Source organism: Streptomyces sp. NPDC090106 (assembly GCF_044747265.1).
GTDB lineage: Bacteria > Actinomycetota > Actinomycetes > Streptomycetales > Streptomycetaceae > Streptomyces.
In genome coordinates this window covers 616,863-632,114 of the sequence record NZ_JBIVDS010000002.1, presented here as the reverse complement: position 1 = coordinate 632,114, position 15,252 = coordinate 616,863, and the positions used below count along the sequence as shown (strand labels likewise).

Below are 15,252 nucleotides of genomic sequence, written 5' to 3'. Positions count from 1 at the left end.
CCTCCGAATTTACTAGGACGTCCTAGTAAATGTCGATGACACGCCACCCGTTACTCTCGACGGCATGAAGAAGAGCGTCCTGACCCGGTACCGGGTGATGGCCTACGTCACCGCCGTTCTGCTCGTCCTGCTGACGATCGGCGTGATCGCGAAGCGGGTCCTGGGCCTGGACGGGTTCGACGGTTTCGTCACCGGCGTGGGCTTCGCCCACGGCTGGCTGTACGTCGTCTACCTGGTCTTCGCCTTCGACCTGGGCACCAAGGCGAAGATGCCGCTGGGCCGTCTCGCCTGGGTCCTGCTGGCCGGCACGGTCCCGACCGCGGCCTTCTTCGTGGAGCGCAAGGTGACCCGGGAGGTCGCGCCGCTCATCGCCGAGGGCACGACCGCCAAGGCCGCCGCGGCCTGATCTCACTTCGTGATGAAGTGGCACTGCGTGGCGCGCAGCTTGCCGTTCACGTAGAACCTCGCGCAGGCCTTGCCGTACCTCGGCAGGGTCTGCGCCGCGTTGCGCCGCAGGGGATTCCCCTTGCACTCCGTGTGCGTCCTGCCGCGTGAGGTCCGGTACCTGCGGTTGTCGGTGTCCGCGTAGGTGAAGTCGATCCGCCAGTTGCAGAACTGGGAGAACGTCGCGGCGATGCCCATGCAGTCCACCCCGGCCAGCTGGCTGCTGATCCGCTTGCCCGAGCCTTCGACGGAGTGCGTGAAGAAGCAGCCCACCGGGACCTTCACGGCAAGGCCGTGCAGGTCGTACTCGAAGGTCCCGATCGGGGTCGTACCGGTGGCGCTGGCCTGAGCCGTTCCCCCGGCACCCAGACCTGCGGCCACGACGATCGCGGCGGCACATCCCGCGGTGGCTAAGCGGCGGGCGGCGTTGCGAAGCTTGAGCACGAGGATCTTCCCTACGTCCAAGGACCCGGACGCCGTTCGTCCGGATCACGGTGCGCTCAAGAAGATCGCAGGGAAAACCGTCGGCCGACGCCGCCGAATCGATCTTGCGCGGGTGGATTCACCCCGGGGTGCGAACTCGGTGCCGGGCCTTGACCGGGCCCCGGGTCAGGACTCGTCGAAGTCGTGGGCCGCTACGCGCAGGGGGCGGAGGAGGGCGAAGATCTCCGCGCATTCCTCCGCGTCGTAGACGCCCAGGCCGAAGTCCATGGCCATCAGGTCGCGGGTGGCGGACTCGACGACCTCGCGGCCCTTGTCGGTGATGACGGCGAGGGTGCCGCGGCCGTCGTTGGGGTTGGGCCTCTTGTCGACGAGGCCCGACTTGACCAGGCGGTCGACCGTGTTGGTGACCGACGTGGGGTGGACCATCAGGCGTTCCCCGATCTTGGACATGGTCAGCTCGCCGGCCTTGGAGAAGGTGAGCAGGACCAGCGCCTCGTACCGCGCGAAGGTGAGGCCGTAGGGCTTGACGACCGCGTCGACCTCGGCCAGCAGGATCTGGTGGGCGCGCATGATCGAGGTGATCGCGCCCATCGACGGCACGTTTCCCCAGCGCTGCTTCCAGAGATCGTCGGCGCGGGCGATGGGATCGAAGGGAAGGCTGAGGGGCTTCGGCACGGCACAAGACCTTACCCGCCGGTCACATGGCGGTCAGCCCCGTCTTGTCATTCGGTCCTCCGACCGTCTCCCGGCCCCGTTCCCCCTGGGTCCTGCGGGCCTCCAGCGCCAGCAGCGCACAGCACACCGCCCCCAGGATCCCGGCCCCCGCGACCGTCCACGGCACGCCCGCGAACTCCGCCGCGACGCCCGCCAGCGCCATCCCCACCCCCTGGATGGTCATCAGCCCCGCCGTGAGCAAGGTCATGGCCCGGCCCCGCAGCTCCTCCGGCACCGCCCGCACGAACCACTGGTCGAGACCCAGCGTGTACGCCGCCCCCGCGCCGGACAGCAGGAGCAGGAGGAGCGAGACCCCGAGACCGGGGCGCAGCGCGTACCCCATATAGGGGAGGAGCGTCAGGCACACCAGCGGCAGCGCGATCCGTTCCCGCGCGGCGGGACGCAACCGGGCGCCCGCCCACAGCTCCCCGGTGATCGTGCCCACCGGCAGCGCGCACATCAGCAGCCCCAGCCCGACCGACCCCGCGCCCAGGTCGTCGGCGTACGGCGCCGCCAGCGCCTCCGGCACGACCGCGAACATCGCCGGCAGCCAGAACAGCAGCATCAGCACCCGCACCCTGCGGTCCCGGAACACCTCCCGGGCCCCCTTCAGGGAGTCCGTCACCAGGGCGCTCCCCCCGGTCGCCCGCGCGGGCCGCCGCACGGTGCCGAACCGCAGCAGCAGGGCCGACGCGCAGAACGTCCCCACCGTGATCACCAGCGCGTGCCGGGGCGCCACCACCGTCAGCAGCAGACCGCCGAGCCCGTACCCCATCAGCAGCGCGCTCTGGGACACGATCCGCAGCAGCGAACGTCCGAGGACGAACAGGTCGCCGTCGCCGAGGATGTCGGCGAGCGTGGCCATCCGGGTCCCGGTGAACACCGGTGAGACGACCGCGAGGCAGCAGCGCAGCGCGAGCAGCACCGCGATGTGCGTGCCCGGGACCACCATCAGCGCCACGCACACCGCGCACACCAGGTCGCACACCACCAGCACCCGCCGGGCCGGGAACCGGTCGGCGACCCCGGCGAGCAGGGTGCCGCCGACCACGTAGGGCAGGAACCCGAGGGCGAAGGTCAGGGCGCTGACCAGGGGGGAGCCGGTCAGGTCGTAGACGAGGACGGAGAGCGCGATCTCGCTGACGACGACGCCCAGCAGGGAGAGGGTGTGCGCGGCGAAGACGGCGCGGAACTCGCGTACGGCGAGGACACGGCCGTAGCGGGTGGGGTCGGCTTCGGATTCGGGTTCGGGCATGGGCAGCAGCGTGCGGGGGAAGCGGGCCCGCGGCGTAGAGTTTCGGCTACGGCCGAATCTTCGGGCCGTGACCGATGACGGAGGAGGCGGACATGCCGTCCCGGCTGCACTTCGGGGAGGACGACTTCCTCCGCTGCCGGTTCGCGGTGTCGCCGCTGTGGGAGACGCAGGACGCGGTGCGCACGCTCAAGCGGCCCGAGCGGCAGGGCTACCAGGTGCCGTGGCTGCGCCGCATCCGGGCGACCGCCGCCACCCTCGACCTGACCCCGCTGTGGCTGCTGATGCCGCGGCGCGGTCACTCGCCGGACTGGCTGAGCCCGCCGCCGACCGGTCCCGCGGTGACGTTCGAGGAGGAGATCGCCGCGGTGCGCGCGAGCGACCCGGAGGCGGCCCGCGCGGACACCGCGAAGTCGCTCGCGGACACACCGGGTGCGCTGGAGTCGTCGTACGGGAGGGCCTGGCTGGCCGATCCGGAGCGGATGGTCCGTGAGCTGGCGGACGCCCTGGAGCTGGCCTGGCGCACGCTGATCGCCCCGGACTGGCCCCGGCTGCGCGCCCTGCTGGAGGCGGACGTGGCGTTCCATTCGCGGCGGCTGGCCGAGGTGGGGCTCGGCGGACTGCTCCCGGAGATCAGCCGGCGGTTCGGCTGGGACGCGGGCACGCTGACCGTCGAGTCCCGGGGCCTGCACGAGCGGCGTCTCGACGGGCGGGGCCTGGTGCTGATGCCGAGCGTCTTCGTCTGGCCGGACGTCGTCAGCTCCTTCGACCCGCCCTGGCAGTCCATGGTGGTGTACCCGGCGCGCGGGATCGGCGGCCTGTGGGCCGAGCCGGCCGGCCGCGCCCCCGATTCCCTGGTCCGGCTGCTGGGACGCGGGCGGGCGGCCGTGCTCACCGCGCTCGACGAGCCCGCCGGCACCGGCGCGCTCGCCCACCGGCTCGGGCTCGCGCCCTCGTCGGTCTCGGCACATCTGACGGTCCTGCGGGACGCGGGCCTGCTGACGTCACGGCGCTACGGCCATCAGGTGCTGTACGAGCGGACGCCGCTCGGGATGGCGCTGGCCCCCGGTGTCGCACCCGGCACCGGCAACTGACCCATGTCACGATGAGTGACAGATTGTGACGAATGGTCACATGATGTCCCTCTCGCGCAAGGGAGCAGCATGTCCCGGCTGACCCACACCCTCGCGGTACTCGCGGCGCTCGGGCTCGCGGCGGGCTGTTCGTCCGCGACCGACGTCGACGAGGCCTCCGTCGCCGGCGCGGCCAGCAGGAAGGCGAGCCCGGGCGCGGCGTCGCCGTTCTGGGTCGACCCGGCCAGCCCCGCCGCCGAGCAGATCGAACTGTGGCGGCGGGAGGGCCGCACCCAGGACGCCGACCTGCTGCGGAAGATCGCCGACCAGCCCGCCGCGCTCTGGCCCGCCGGGGAGATCGACCCCACCCCGACGGTCCGGGCGGCGACGTCCTCGGCGACGGCGGAGAACCGTACGGCGCTGTTCGTCGCGTACAACATCCCGCACCGGGACTGCGGTCAGCACTCCGCGGGCGGGGCCGCCGACGCGGACACCTACCGGAGCTGGATCGGGAAGTTCGCCGACGCCCTCGGCGACGCCGAGGCGCTCGTCGTGCTGGAACCCGACGCCGTCGCGCACATCGTGGACGGCTGCACGCCCGGCGAATACCACGGTGAGCGCGAGCAGTTGCTCGGCGAGGCCATCGACCGGCTCAAGCGGCAGCCGCACACCAAGGTCTACCTCGACGCGGGCAACCCGTCCTGGATCAGGGAGCCGGACAAACTCGTCGAGCCGCTGCGGCGGGCCGGCGTCGAGCGGGCCGACGGGTTCTCCCTCAACGTCTCCAACTTCCAGACCGACGCCGCCACCAGGACCTACGGACTGGGGCTCTCCAAGGAGCTGGGCGGCAAGCACTTCGTCGTCGACAGCAGCCGCAACGGCAAAGGGCCCCTGCCGGGCGCGTGGTGCAATCCGCCCGGCCGGGCCCTCGGCACCCCGCCCACCACCGACACCGGCGAAGCCGCCCTCGACGCCTATCTGTGGGTCAAGCGGCCCGGCGAGTCGGACGGCACCTGCGAGGGCGGGCCCGACGCCGGGCAGTGGTGGCCGGAGTACGCCCTGGGGCTGGCTCGCAACTCCCAGGGCTGACGGCTCCGTTCGTTCGGCGGCTACTTCACCTGGATCCACTTCGCCTCGGACGTCGTGCCGTCCGCGTCCGACACGAACAGCATGTACCAGCCGGGCGGCACCAGCGCGGGGTCGTCCGGCACCTCGACGGTGACCGAGTGCGCGTCCTTCGTCAGGCCCAGCGCGATGGAACGCTGCTCGACGTCCGTGGTGTGCGTGACCGCGCTCGGCCTCATCAGCCGTGCCTTGACGATCCGTTCGGGGTGATCGGTGCGGTACGTCGCCCTGCGGTCCGCGGCCAGCAGCTCCGAACCCGCCTTGAGGACGGGCCTGTCGGTACCCGCCCTGTGCAGCCCGGGCGGGGTGAAGACCTCCATGCGCTGCTCGAAGTGGCCCAGCTTGGTGTTCTGCTGGTCGTCGAAGAGCGGGTCCGAGCCGAAGGTGGCGACCCGGCCGTCGGGCAGCAGCAGCGCCTCGGAGTGGTAGTTGCGGCCCACCGTCGGGGACGCGGCCTCGGTGAAGGAGTTGCCCTTGGGGTCGTAGAACTGCGCCTTGAGGATGTTGCTGGCGCTGCGGCCCCGGTAGTCCTCGGCCCCGTTCGACGTGAACACCGTGTCGTCCGGCATGATCACGCTGTTCAGATAGCGCGTGCCCTGCGGGAGGTTGGGGCCGTCCTCGAAGACCGGGTTCTCCTTGGTGAGGTCGACGACGGCCGTGCGCGGCGTCGACTTCTTCGACTCGCCCACCCCGCCACCGCCCAGGATCATCACCTTCTGGTCCTGCGCGGGCGGCAGCAGCAGCGAGGACGACGTCTCCGTCTCGTCCGCGTCCCGCAGCCCCGGCACCTTCTGGAAGGTGTTCTTCTCCAGGTCCCACAGACCCGGCTCGCGCCCCTTGTCCGCGGGACCGTAACCGGCGTTGGACGCCGGGTAGAAGAGCTTGCCGCCCTTGGTGAGGAACAGCGCCGGGTAGGTCGGGAAGTACCGCTTGGGGCCCGGCGACCACTTCTTCGTCTTCGGGTCGTAGATCTCGTTGTCGCCCGGGTCGATCATCCCCACGTCGTCCAGGCCCGAGACGGCGAGGACACGGCCGTCGTCGAGGCCGACGAGCGTCGGGTACCAGCGGGCCTTGTCCATCGGGTCGACCGGGATGTACTTCTCGGCGACCGGGTCGAACTCGTAGGCCGCTCTGATGCCTTGGAAGTCCTGCTTGTCCAGGGTGATCTTCTCGCTCAGCCCGTACGTGTTGTCCGCGTCCTTGCCCTTCAGACCCACGATCTCGTACTGGGCCTGCTTCTGCGTCACCGACATCGGCCCCTGCTCGGCCGCCTCCACGAACACCCGCGCCTCGCCCGCGGTGACCCGCGTCTTCCACGGCTGCATCACACCGCGGGCGTTGTAGGAGATCTGGAACTTCTTCCTGGCCTTAGGGATCGTCACGTCGAACCTCGTGACGTACTCGACGCCCGCCGGCGAACGGAACCGGGTGCCCTTCTTCAGGACCATCGCCTTGTCCGGGTTCTCGTTCTTCACCCGCATCCCGCCGCCCGCCCGGTCCACCTCGCCGTCGAGCAGCTCGTAGCGGGCCGTGCCGCCCGCCACCAGCAGGCGGCCGTCGGGGAGTTGGGCGTGTCCCGAGCAGAAGAAATCGTCCGGCGTGGCGATCTTCTTGAACGTGTCCGTCCTCGGGTCCCACAGGATCGTGTCGAAGGACCCCTCGTCGAACTTCTTCTGCTCGTTGCCCGAACCCGCGACGATCAGCACCTTGCCGGTGTGCAGCAGCGCCGCGTGGATCGCGTTGGTGCGGTACTCCTCCGGGATGTCGACCGTGCTCCAACTCCCGTACTTCGCCCGGTACTCCGGCTGCGCGATCTCGTACGCGTGGTACTTCTCGGCGGCGAAGTCCAGCGCGGCCGGGGCGTTGAGACTCGCGAGGATGGCGATGCCGCCGATGCCGAGCACGGTCTTCTTCGTCTTCTGGGACGGCTGGTAGGCCATGGCCTAGTTGCCTCCTGTCGAGGATCCTGAGACGGGGGCGGACGCGCCGCTCGTGGCGAGCGCGGGCTCGGCGCCGTCGACGGAACGGGCGGTGGAGAGGATCGAGCGGCGCTCGCGGCGTTCCTTCAGCAGCGTGTGGACCCACACGCCCACCGGCGCCAGGGCGATCGCCATCGCCAGAACCGCCCAGGTACGCATGGCCACATGCGTGTGGTCGAGGATCACCGACGCCGCGAGGGACGTGGCCAGGAGCGTCGCCCAGAACAGGTGGATGCGGAAGGTGAGCAGGCGGTCCGGGCTGGCGTCGCCGCCCTTCGGGGTGACGACGAACCTGCTCGGGCGGCGGATCAGCGCCTCACCGAACGACTTCAGGTAGATCGGCGCCGACAGCGCCGACATCGCCATGCCCGCCAGACCGCCCGATCCCTCCGGCTCGTGCGGCGAGACGTTGTGCCGTCTGTTCCAGAGGTACAGGCCGATCTGGAGCGCCGCCGCGTCGCTGTACAGCATCAGCCAGACCGATGCCGCGACCTGCGTGCCGGAGGCTCCGAACCAGAGGAACAGCGTGCAGCTGAGGATGCCCAGGAACCAGTTGACCGCCGTCATCGGGTAGTAGACGAGCATGAGGCTGTACGAGAACAGCCTGCCCGGCGGCATCGAGAACGGCGCCTTCCAGTACTGCTTGAACAACGTCTCGTACGTCCCTCGCGACCAGCGCATCTGCTGGGTGAAGAAGTCCGTCCACGACGCCGGGCCCTCCCCCACCGCCAGCACGTCCGGCGTGTACACCGACCTCCAGTGCCGGCGCGTGAGCGGGTTGCGGCGGCGGTGCAGCTCGAAGCCCGTCGCCATGTCCTCCGTGATGGAGTCGTACAGGCCGCCGATCTGCTTGACCGCCGCGATGCGGACGACGTTGTTCGTGCCGACGAACATCGGCGCGCGGTAGCGGTTGCCCGCGCGCTGGATCAGCGCGTGGAAGAGGAACTGCTGCGACTCCGCCGCCTTGGTCACGGGGTTGTGGTAGTTCCCGTACACCTGCGGGCCGACCACGAACGCCACGTCCGGGTCCCGGAAGTAACCCATCATCCGCTCAAGGAAGTTGGGCTGCGGGACGTGATCGGTGTCGACGGACGCGAAGAACTCGTACGCGTCGCCGTGCATCGCGATCCACGCGTTGTAGTTGCCGTGCTTGGTCCGCGTCTTGTGGACGCCCTTGGGGCGGTTCCACTCCGGGACGCCGTGGCGGGTGAAGTGCCTCACGCCCAGCTCCGCGCAGAGCGCCTTCGCCTGCTCGTCGTCACCCTCGTCCAGCAGCCATACGTCCAGCGGGCCGGTGTGGGTGATCCTCATCGCTCCCTCGAGGGTCTCCCGGACCATCGAGAGGGGCTCCTTGCCCGGCACGTACGTCGTCAGGAACGCGACGCGGGTACCGGACTGCGGGGTCACCGGGACCGGGTCCCGGGCCACCAGGGTCGCGTGGGCCACCGACGCCACGTTGACCACCATGAACAGCTCGATCAGGCCGATGGCTATGAGCATCGTGACGTCCAGCCAGACCATCCACCGCTCGCCGCCCTCGCGCTCCACCCAGTGGGTCGGCCACACGAGGTACACCAGGAGGACCCCGGTCAGCAGCGGCGCGAGCGTCATCAGCAGGACGGCGCGTATGCGGTGCGGCTCACGCGAGAGGAGCGAGGTGTACTGCACCCGGTACGGCTCGGCGGGCGGCTCGGTGAGCGGTCCGGCCAGCCGGCTGTGGGTGTCGTAGTGGTAGCCCTCCGGCCGCACAGCGCCCTCCAGTGATCGAACGACTCGATACCCACACACAAGTGGAGAATTCCGGGCGTGTCGAACTGGGGGCGTCCAGGTGGGGGGTACCGGGGTGCGGCTCGATGCCTCTGCCCGCGGCGGCCCGCCGACCCTCGTGGGACGTTCTGTCGCGCTCCGCCCTTCGCCGGGGAGCGGGGGCGTGCCGGGGAGGTGTCCGTCCCCGGTCGGGCGACGACCTCAGAGGGACAGGCACCCGGTGTGCGACACCCGACACCGCGGGCGGACACCCCCGGCACGTCCTCTCGTCGCCGTTGCGCCACCGGTCCTGCCCGGGGGCCAGGGGGTGTGGCGAAAGTCCCGCGCCGCGGGTGCTGTGCGGGGCTTTCGCCTCACCCCCTAGCGGCCCGATCTGCGGAGGTGGTGGCGGATCGCCCTCTGCGCCACCGGGCCCAGGTCTTCCAAGGCCGAGATCAGCCGGCCCAGTTGGGCCAGGGCGTCCAGGGCCGCTCCCGCGCCCTGGGCGTCCACTCCCTCGTAGAGCTCCATCCCCACGAAGGACGCCGCCACCGCCCGTGACAGGCCCGTGGGGTCGACGAACTCGCCGAACGGGGTGCGGGGCAGTACCCGGGTGAGGACCTTCTCGATCTCCTCGATCCAGAGGTCCAGGCCTGCCGCCGTGGCGGGGGCCAGGGGCGGGTGGGTCTGGGCTCCTGCCAGGAGTTGGCCCAGTACCGCCACATGACCCTGCTGTTTCTCCTCTTCGTGCATCTCCCTGCCGAAGGAGAGGAGTTCGGCCAGGGAGTCGACCGCGTCCAGGCGTTCCCGGTAGCGGGCCACACGTTGTTCGGTGCCGTACCGGCAGGCCGCGGCAAGGAGTTCGTCGACCGAGCCGAAGTGGTAGAAGACCAGGGCCTGGTTGACCCCGGCGGTCGCCGCCACCGAGCGGGCCGAGGTCTTGGCGATGCCCTGTTCGGTGAGGGTGCGCAGAGCGCCTTCCAGGAGTTTGGTCTTGGTCTCCAGGGACTTCGCCGTCTCGGGGCTCACGCGCGCGACTCCTCGCGGACGGGGCGCAGTCCGGGACGGACGCCATGGGTGCGGATGTCCGAGTAAGTGGCCCTGAAGCTGCCCTCGTAGCCGAAGAGGGGGCCGAAGTACTTGTTGACGACCTTTACCCGGATGCGGAAGCGGTCTTCCTTCTCGTCGTAGGACTCCCTCACCTCCGCTGTGGCGCCGAGCAGTTCCGGGACCCGGACGTCCACCATCGCCTCGCGGAAGCGGTGTTCGCCCGAGCGGATCAGGAGGGAGCCATCGGGTTCGGCGCTGAGGTGGAGGTCGCTCGCCAGGTGCTGGTGGGTGCCCAGGTAGTCGAGGACCCGGTCGCCCTTCGGGCTCAGGACCATCTGGGCGTCGAAGCGGCGCGGGCCGCCGGGGAGGTGGAAGGTGCGCACGAAGCTCACCGTCTCACGTCCGTAGGTGTCCAGGTACGGGACGTTCTCGATCACGAACGGGACATGGCGGCCGGTGGCGGGGACGAGGATGTTGCGGGTCGCTCCCAGGGCGAGGAAGGGCCTGACGAATGCCCCGCCGTGCCAGATGCGGTCCATCACACCGTGGCCCGTGCAGGCCCGGCCCGACGTGAGGCCGACCGAGAAGCGGCGCCGGAGCTGGGGGTGGAGGTGGTCGAAGGACGGGCCCATCGCGTTGCGGAAGATCGACGTCATCTCGGGTTCTCCAGGGTGCGCAGCAGACGCGGGGCGCGGACCCGTACGGCCGGTACGCGCAGGCAGCGGCGGGCCGCCGGGGTGTGGGGCAGGGGTGCCTTGAAGAGCGCCACGGAGATCGCCACCGCGAGGAGGAGGGGGCAGAGGTACGCCACCGCCGGGGCCAGCGGGCCGAAGAGGCGGACGAAGGAGCCCAGACCCAGGCCGGTGCAGGACAGGAAGATCACCAGGGCTCGGGCCGTCAGTTCCGTCAGCCAGTTCAGGCGGGCCCGCTCCGGCGTGATCCCGTGCTCCAGCCACAGGCGCAGGCGGTCGAAGGACCAGGCCGTCGCCCAGCCCATCAGGGGGCGGAACAGCCATCGGTCGGCGTGCGCCCCGAAGGCGCCCCAGCGGGGGCGGTAGTCGTAGCCCGTGAGGAAGCGGACGCCGTCGCCGTCCGGGACGTACCGCCAGTACCCGCTCCCCTCGGCCAGCGGCGACAGCGGGTGGGGGGAGCCGAAGCGGAGCGCGGATGTCCGTGTTCCGTCCGGGCGCTCCCTCTCGCCCGCCGAGACGCCGGTGCCGGCGACCGTGAGGCCGGGCAGTACGCGGGTCGCGTAGCGGAAGGACTGGGGTGCCCCCTCCTCGCGCGGGAGGTACTCGATCTCACCGAAACGGAGGTCCCAGCGCTGGTGCTGGGCCGGGTCCTGGGTGCGGGCCCAGAGGTCGTCGAGGTCGGCACGGATGCGCGCCTCTATGTAGAGCCCTCCTGCGTGCTTGCTCATGTGTCCCCCTGCGAGCTGCCATTTTGAGCGGACGCTCAAACTTGACGGATGTGACTGTACATGGAATTGAGCAGTCGCTCAAAGGGCGATGACGAGAAAACCCCGGTCCGTGCTGCCGGACCGGGGTTCTCGGGTTCGTGCTACTGGGCGAGGTGCCGTTCCACCGTCTCGACCTTGGAGGTCAGACCGTCGGTGACGCCGGGGCGGATGTCCGCCTTCAGGACGAGGGACACCCGCGGCGCGCGCTCCTCGACGGCGGCGACGGCCCGCTTGACGACGTCCATGACCTCGTCCCAGCTGTCGCCCTCGATCGAGGTGAACATGGCGTCCGTACGGTGGGGCAGCCCCGACTCGCGGACCACGCGGACGGCGTCGGCGACGTACTCCCCCACCTCCTCGCCCACACCCAGCGGCGTCACGGAGAAGGCGACGATCATGACGTCTTCACCGCCGCCTCGTGCCGGGCGCGCGAGGCGATGACCGCGTCCTCGGCCTCGCGCTTGAGCTTGCGCTCGGCGAAGAAGCCGCCCGTGGGCAGGACCGAGAGGACGAAGTACAGAGCCGCCGTGCCGAGGGGCCACTTCGCGCGGTTCCAGGCGTCCGCCCAGAAGATCACGTAGAGGACGAAGAGAGCGCCGTGGACCGCGCCCATCACGGGCACCGCGTTGAAGTCCGTGGTCCGCTTCAGCACCGAGCAGACGAGCAGGAGCAGGAAGGACACCGCCTCGGGCGCGGAGACGAGACGGAGGCGGCGGAGGGCGGTGGCGGTCTTGATGTCCACAGGTCACCTTCGGTGGGAGGAACGGCGGCGAGGGGCCAGTCGGTTTGTGAACGCATGCACAAACGTTCGTCCATTGTGGCAAACCCTCCGGCGGGGGCAGGCTCGGGGGTCCGCCCCCACATGCCTGGCCGTCCGAGTCCTCGGGAGTGTCCGTGCCGTTCGTGTTCTTCATGACCCTGCCGGGCCTCGTGGTGCTGCTCACCCTGCTGGCGTTCCTCGATCAGCTGCTGCTGCGGGCCGGGCGGGCCGGGATCCTGCCCTGGCGGAACGCGGCACGGCGGGGGCAGGTCTCCGCGACCGGCTTCGAGCAGCTGCACGCCGCGCTGTCGCCGGGCAAGCAGAACGAGCTGAAGGAGCGCCGGAGCGCCCTGGTCATGCGGGACGACGAGGAGGACGGCGCGCCGCCCCGGTCGACGGTGGACCTGAACGCGGGGTCGGCCGTGATCCGGCTGCCCGGGAACGGAAGCCGACCGGGCCGGCCGGGCCCCTAAGGGTGCGGTCAGGGTAGGTCTCCACCCACGGGCCCTGTCCGGTCGGCCCTGTCGCGGGCTACCTTCGCAGCGTGGCGATGTTTCGGCTTCAAGGAAGCAAGGTGCTCGCCGTCGAGATGGCCGGGGACGCCGTGAAGGCGAAGAACGGCTCGATGGTCGCGTACGACGGTCAGATGGCGTTCAAGAAGCTCAGCGGGGGCGGCGAGGGCATCCGGGGGATGGTGACCCGGCGCATCACGGGTGAGCAGATGACGGTGATGGAGGTGAAGGGGCACGGGACCTGCTGGTTCGCGGACCGCGCGTCCGAGATCAACCTCGTCGGCCTCCAGGGGGACAAGCTCTACGTGGAGTCGAGCAACCTGCTCGCGACCGACGCCGGTCTGCGCACGGGGACCAGCTTCACCGGACTGCGCGGGGCCACGCAGGGCAACGGGCTGTTCACGACGACCGTCGAGGGACACGGGCAGGCGGCGATCATGTCCGACGGCCCGGCCGTGGTGCTGCGCGTCAGCCCGCAGTACCCGCTGAGCGTCGACCCGGGGGCGTACATCGCGCACCAGGGGAACCTGCGGCAGTCCTTCCAGTCCGGTGTGACGTTCCGCACGTTCCTGGGCGAGGGCGGCGGCGAGGCCTTCCAGATCCGCTTCGAGGGCGACGGCCTGGTGTACGTCCAGCCCAGCGAGCGGAACACGATCGCGGGGGATGTGTGACATGGCCTTCCGTGAGATCAACTCGAAGATGGTCGAGGCGGCGGTCCTGCCGGGGCAGCGGCTGTTCAGCCAGCGCGGGGCGATGCTCGCCTACCGGGGCGAGGTCTCGTTCACGCCCAGCCTGACCGGCGGCCGGGGCGGGGTCATGTCGATGATCGGGCGCCGGGTGGCCAACGAGGACACCCCGCTGATGACGGTCGAGGGCAGCGGGACCGTGCTGTTCGGGCACGGCGGGCACCACGTCCAGGTGATCGACCTCACCGGAGACACCCTGTACGTCGAGGCGGACCGGCTCCTCGCCTTCGAGGGCACCCTCCAGCAGGGGACGATGTTCATGGGCTCGCAGGGCGGCGTCATGGGCATGGTGCGCGGCCAGATCAGCGGGCAGGGGCTGTTCACCACCACGCTCAAGGGCCACGGCTCGGTGGCCGTGATGGCGCACGGCGGAGTCATCGAGCTGCCCATCACACCGCAGCGGCCGGTCCATGTGGACCCGCAGGCGTACGTGGCGCACCACGGCGACGTGCGCAACAAGCTGTCGACCGCGCTCGGCTGGCGCGACATGGTGGGCCGCGGTTCAGGCGAGGCCTTCCAGCTGGAGCTGAGCGGCAGCGGCGCGGTGTTCGTCCAGGCCTCGGAGGAGAAGCTGTGAGCCACTACCCGGGCGGCGCGGGCCCCACGGTGTACGACCCGATGACGCTGCCCAGCGACGACAACGTGAACAACTACACCTTCTGCGTGGAGCTCAAGGGGAGCCAGTGGTTCCTGCAGAAGGGGAAGATGATCGCCTACTACGGCTCGATCGACTTCAACGGCGTGGGACACGGCCGGCTCGACCGGCTCGTCCGTACGTCGTTCCATTCGCCACTGCACGCGAGCGACTGGGTCGTGGCCGAGGGCCAGGGCAAGATGCTCCTCGCCGACCGGGCCTTCGACGTGAATTCGTACGACCTGACCGACGGCAACCTGACCATTCGCTCCGGCAATCTGCTCGCTTTTCAGCCAACTCTGGCGCTCAAGCAGTCGATCGTGCCCGGGTTCCTGACCCTGATCGGAACCGGAAAGTTCGTGGCGGCCTCCAACGGGCCGGTGGTGTTCATGGAACCCCCGATCCGGGTGGACCCGCAGGCGCTGGTCGGCTGGGCCGACTGCCCCTCGCCGTGCCATCACTACGACCACGGCTACATGACCGGTCTGATGGGCGGCCTGCGGGCCATGACGGGCCTCGGCGGGGCGTCCGGGGAGGAGCACCAGTTCGAGTTCGTGGGGGCGGGCAGCGTGCTGCTCCAGTCCTCGGAGACGCTGATGGCGGAGCAGGCCACGGGCACGGTGCCACAGCAGGCCGGAGTCCCGGGGCCCGGGGTGCCGTCCACAGGCCACTCACAGCAACAGGGCACACCGCGCCTTCCCGGCCAGCTCGGAGACCTCCAGCGTCGCTTCGGGCTGTGAGCGGTAGTCTGCGGAGTGTGACATCGAACGTGTGCACACCGTCACGGCTCAACCCTCACTAGTTCGCCTTTCAACTTCTTAGGTAGACTTCATTCATGGAGACCGAGACGGCCACGCGCTGGCTGACCGATGCGGAGCAGTGCGCCTGGCGCACCCACCTGGAGGTCAACAGGCTGTTGACGTACCAACTGGAGAAGGACCTCCAGCCTTTCGGCCTGACGATGAACGACTACGAGATCCTGGTGAACCTCTCGGAGTCGGAGGATGTGCGGATGCGAATGAGCGACCTCGCCTCCGCCACCCTCCAGTCCAAGAGCCGCCTCTCGCACCAGATCACCCGCATGGAGAACGCGAACCTGGTGCGCCGCGAGAACTGCGAGTCCGACCGCCGCGGCCTGTACGCGGTACTGACCGAGCACGGCGCGGAGACGATGAAGAAGGTCGCGCCACACCATGTGGCGTCCGTGCGGCGGCACTTCATCGATCTGCTCTCCCCCGAGGCCATGGCGGAGCTCGACACCTCGTTGAAGCCGATCGCCGAGCACCTGCGAGGGCAGCGCGGGCGCCCGTGACA

The 15,252-nt window shown here is 70.1% G+C and carries 18 protein-coding genes; 8 read left to right on the top strand and 10 right to left on the bottom strand.

What is annotated here, in order from left to right; translation table 11 throughout:
- Nucleotides 1–64: 64 nt before the first annotated feature.
- Entirely contained in the window at nucleotides 65–406 is a 342-nt protein-coding gene (locus tag ACIPSE_RS08415; protein ID WP_401658943.1) for a DUF3817 domain-containing protein, read from the top strand.
- A 2-nt stretch (nucleotides 407–408) separates the two neighbouring features.
- On the opposite strand, the gene ACIPSE_RS08410 is transcribed toward ACIPSE_RS08415, so the two are convergent.
- From ACIPSE_RS08410 to ACIPSE_RS08400, 3 genes are all read right to left on the bottom strand, one after another.
- The gene (locus ACIPSE_RS08410) at nucleotides 409–888 is read right to left on the bottom strand and encodes a hypothetical protein (protein ID WP_401658941.1); all 480 of its coding nucleotides are present in this window, start codon (nucleotides 886–888) and stop codon (nucleotides 409–411) included.
- Between the two features lie 165 nt (nucleotides 889–1,053).
- On the bottom strand, nucleotides 1,054–1,563 hold the full coding sequence (locus ACIPSE_RS08405) for a MarR family winged helix-turn-helix transcriptional regulator (protein WP_401658938.1): 510 nt from the start codon (nucleotides 1,561–1,563) through the stop codon (nucleotides 1,054–1,056).
- Nucleotides 1,564–1,585: 22 nt separating this feature from the next.
- Complete coding sequence (locus ACIPSE_RS08400) at nucleotides 1,586–2,857, bottom strand: MFS transporter (RefSeq protein ID WP_401658935.1); 1,272 nt, start codon at nucleotides 2,855–2,857, stop codon at nucleotides 1,586–1,588.
- Between the two features lie 92 nt (nucleotides 2,858–2,949).
- Between ACIPSE_RS08400 and ACIPSE_RS08395 the strand changes: the two genes are divergently transcribed.
- Both ACIPSE_RS08395 and ACIPSE_RS08390 read left to right on the top strand, forming a co-directional pair.
- Nucleotides 2,950–3,948 (top strand): DUF5937 family protein, encoded by a 999-nt coding sequence (locus ACIPSE_RS08395; RefSeq protein WP_401658932.1) that lies wholly within the window; start codon nucleotides 2,950–2,952, stop codon nucleotides 3,946–3,948.
- A 69-nt stretch (nucleotides 3,949–4,017) separates the two neighbouring features.
- Nucleotides 4,018–5,016, top strand: a complete 999-nt coding sequence (locus ACIPSE_RS08390; protein ID WP_401658929.1) for a glycoside hydrolase family 6 protein — start codon at nucleotides 4,018–4,020, stop codon at nucleotides 5,014–5,016.
- A 20-nt stretch (nucleotides 5,017–5,036) separates the two neighbouring features.
- Here the strand turns inward: ACIPSE_RS08390 and ACIPSE_RS08385 are convergent, their stop codons facing one another.
- The 7 genes from ACIPSE_RS08385 to ACIPSE_RS08355 all read right to left on the bottom strand — a co-directional run bounded on the left by ACIPSE_RS08385 (nucleotide 5,037) and on the right by ACIPSE_RS08355 (nucleotide 12,028).
- Nucleotides 5,037–6,992, bottom strand: coding sequence for a galactose oxidase-like domain-containing protein (locus ACIPSE_RS08385; RefSeq protein WP_401658926.1), 1,956 nt, complete (start codon nucleotides 6,990–6,992; stop codon nucleotides 5,037–5,039).
- Between the two features lie 3 nt (nucleotides 6,993–6,995).
- Complete coding sequence (locus ACIPSE_RS08380; RefSeq protein ID WP_401658923.1) at nucleotides 6,996–8,780, bottom strand: glycosyltransferase family 2 protein; 1,785 nt, start codon at nucleotides 8,778–8,780, stop codon at nucleotides 6,996–6,998.
- A gap of 378 nt (nucleotides 8,781–9,158) precedes the next feature.
- A complete protein-coding gene (locus ACIPSE_RS08375; RefSeq protein WP_401658920.1) occupies nucleotides 9,159–9,806 on the bottom strand; it encodes a TetR/AcrR family transcriptional regulator in 648 nt (215 codons plus the stop codon).
- Nucleotides 9,803–10,483 (bottom strand): DUF4166 domain-containing protein, encoded by a 681-nt coding sequence (locus tag ACIPSE_RS08370; RefSeq protein ID WP_401658917.1) that lies wholly within the window; start codon nucleotides 10,481–10,483, stop codon nucleotides 9,803–9,805. Before ACIPSE_RS08370 ends, ACIPSE_RS08375 begins: the two co-directional genes overlap by 4 nt.
- Nucleotides 10,480–11,247, bottom strand: a complete 768-nt coding sequence (locus ACIPSE_RS08365) for a hypothetical protein (RefSeq protein ID WP_401658914.1) — start codon at nucleotides 11,245–11,247, stop codon at nucleotides 10,480–10,482. The genes ACIPSE_RS08370 and ACIPSE_RS08365 overlap by 4 nt, the downstream gene beginning before the upstream one ends.
- Before the next feature lie 140 nt (nucleotides 11,248–11,387).
- Nucleotides 11,388–11,684 (bottom strand): MTH1187 family thiamine-binding protein, encoded by a 297-nt coding sequence (locus ACIPSE_RS08360; protein WP_401658911.1) that lies wholly within the window; start codon nucleotides 11,682–11,684, stop codon nucleotides 11,388–11,390.
- Nucleotides 11,681–12,028: a DUF3817 domain-containing protein gene (locus ACIPSE_RS08355; protein ID WP_401658909.1), complete on the bottom strand. Its 348-nt coding sequence runs from the start codon at nucleotides 12,026–12,028 to the stop codon at nucleotides 11,681–11,683. The genes ACIPSE_RS08360 and ACIPSE_RS08355 overlap by 4 nt, the downstream gene beginning before the upstream one ends.
- 152 nt (nucleotides 12,029–12,180) lie before the next feature.
- Here ACIPSE_RS08355 and ACIPSE_RS08350 point away from each other — a divergent pair, with 152 nt between their 5' ends.
- The 5 genes from ACIPSE_RS08350 to ACIPSE_RS08330 all read left to right on the top strand — a co-directional run bounded on the left by ACIPSE_RS08350 (nucleotide 12,181) and on the right by ACIPSE_RS08330 (nucleotide 15,250).
- Nucleotides 12,181–12,519, top strand: coding sequence for a DUF6191 domain-containing protein (locus ACIPSE_RS08350; protein ID WP_401658906.1), 339 nt, complete (start codon nucleotides 12,181–12,183; stop codon nucleotides 12,517–12,519).
- Between the two features lie 77 nt (nucleotides 12,520–12,596).
- Nucleotides 12,597–13,229: an AIM24 family protein gene (locus ACIPSE_RS08345; protein WP_401659770.1), complete on the top strand. Its 633-nt coding sequence runs from the start codon at nucleotides 12,597–12,599 to the stop codon at nucleotides 13,227–13,229.
- 1 nt (nucleotide 13,230) lies between these two features.
- A complete protein-coding gene (locus ACIPSE_RS08340; protein ID WP_401658903.1) occupies nucleotides 13,231–13,881 on the top strand; it encodes an AIM24 family protein in 651 nt (216 codons plus the stop codon).
- Nucleotides 13,878–14,678: an AIM24 family protein gene (locus ACIPSE_RS08335; protein ID WP_401658900.1), complete on the top strand. Its 801-nt coding sequence runs from the start codon at nucleotides 13,878–13,880 to the stop codon at nucleotides 14,676–14,678. Before ACIPSE_RS08340 ends, ACIPSE_RS08335 begins: the two co-directional genes overlap by 4 nt.
- Before the next feature lie 95 nt (nucleotides 14,679–14,773).
- The gene (locus tag ACIPSE_RS08330) at nucleotides 14,774–15,250 is read left to right on the top strand and encodes a MarR family winged helix-turn-helix transcriptional regulator (RefSeq protein ID WP_401658897.1); all 477 of its coding nucleotides are present in this window, start codon (nucleotides 14,774–14,776) and stop codon (nucleotides 15,248–15,250) included.
- The last annotated feature ends 2 nt before the right edge of the window (nucleotides 15,251–15,252 follow it).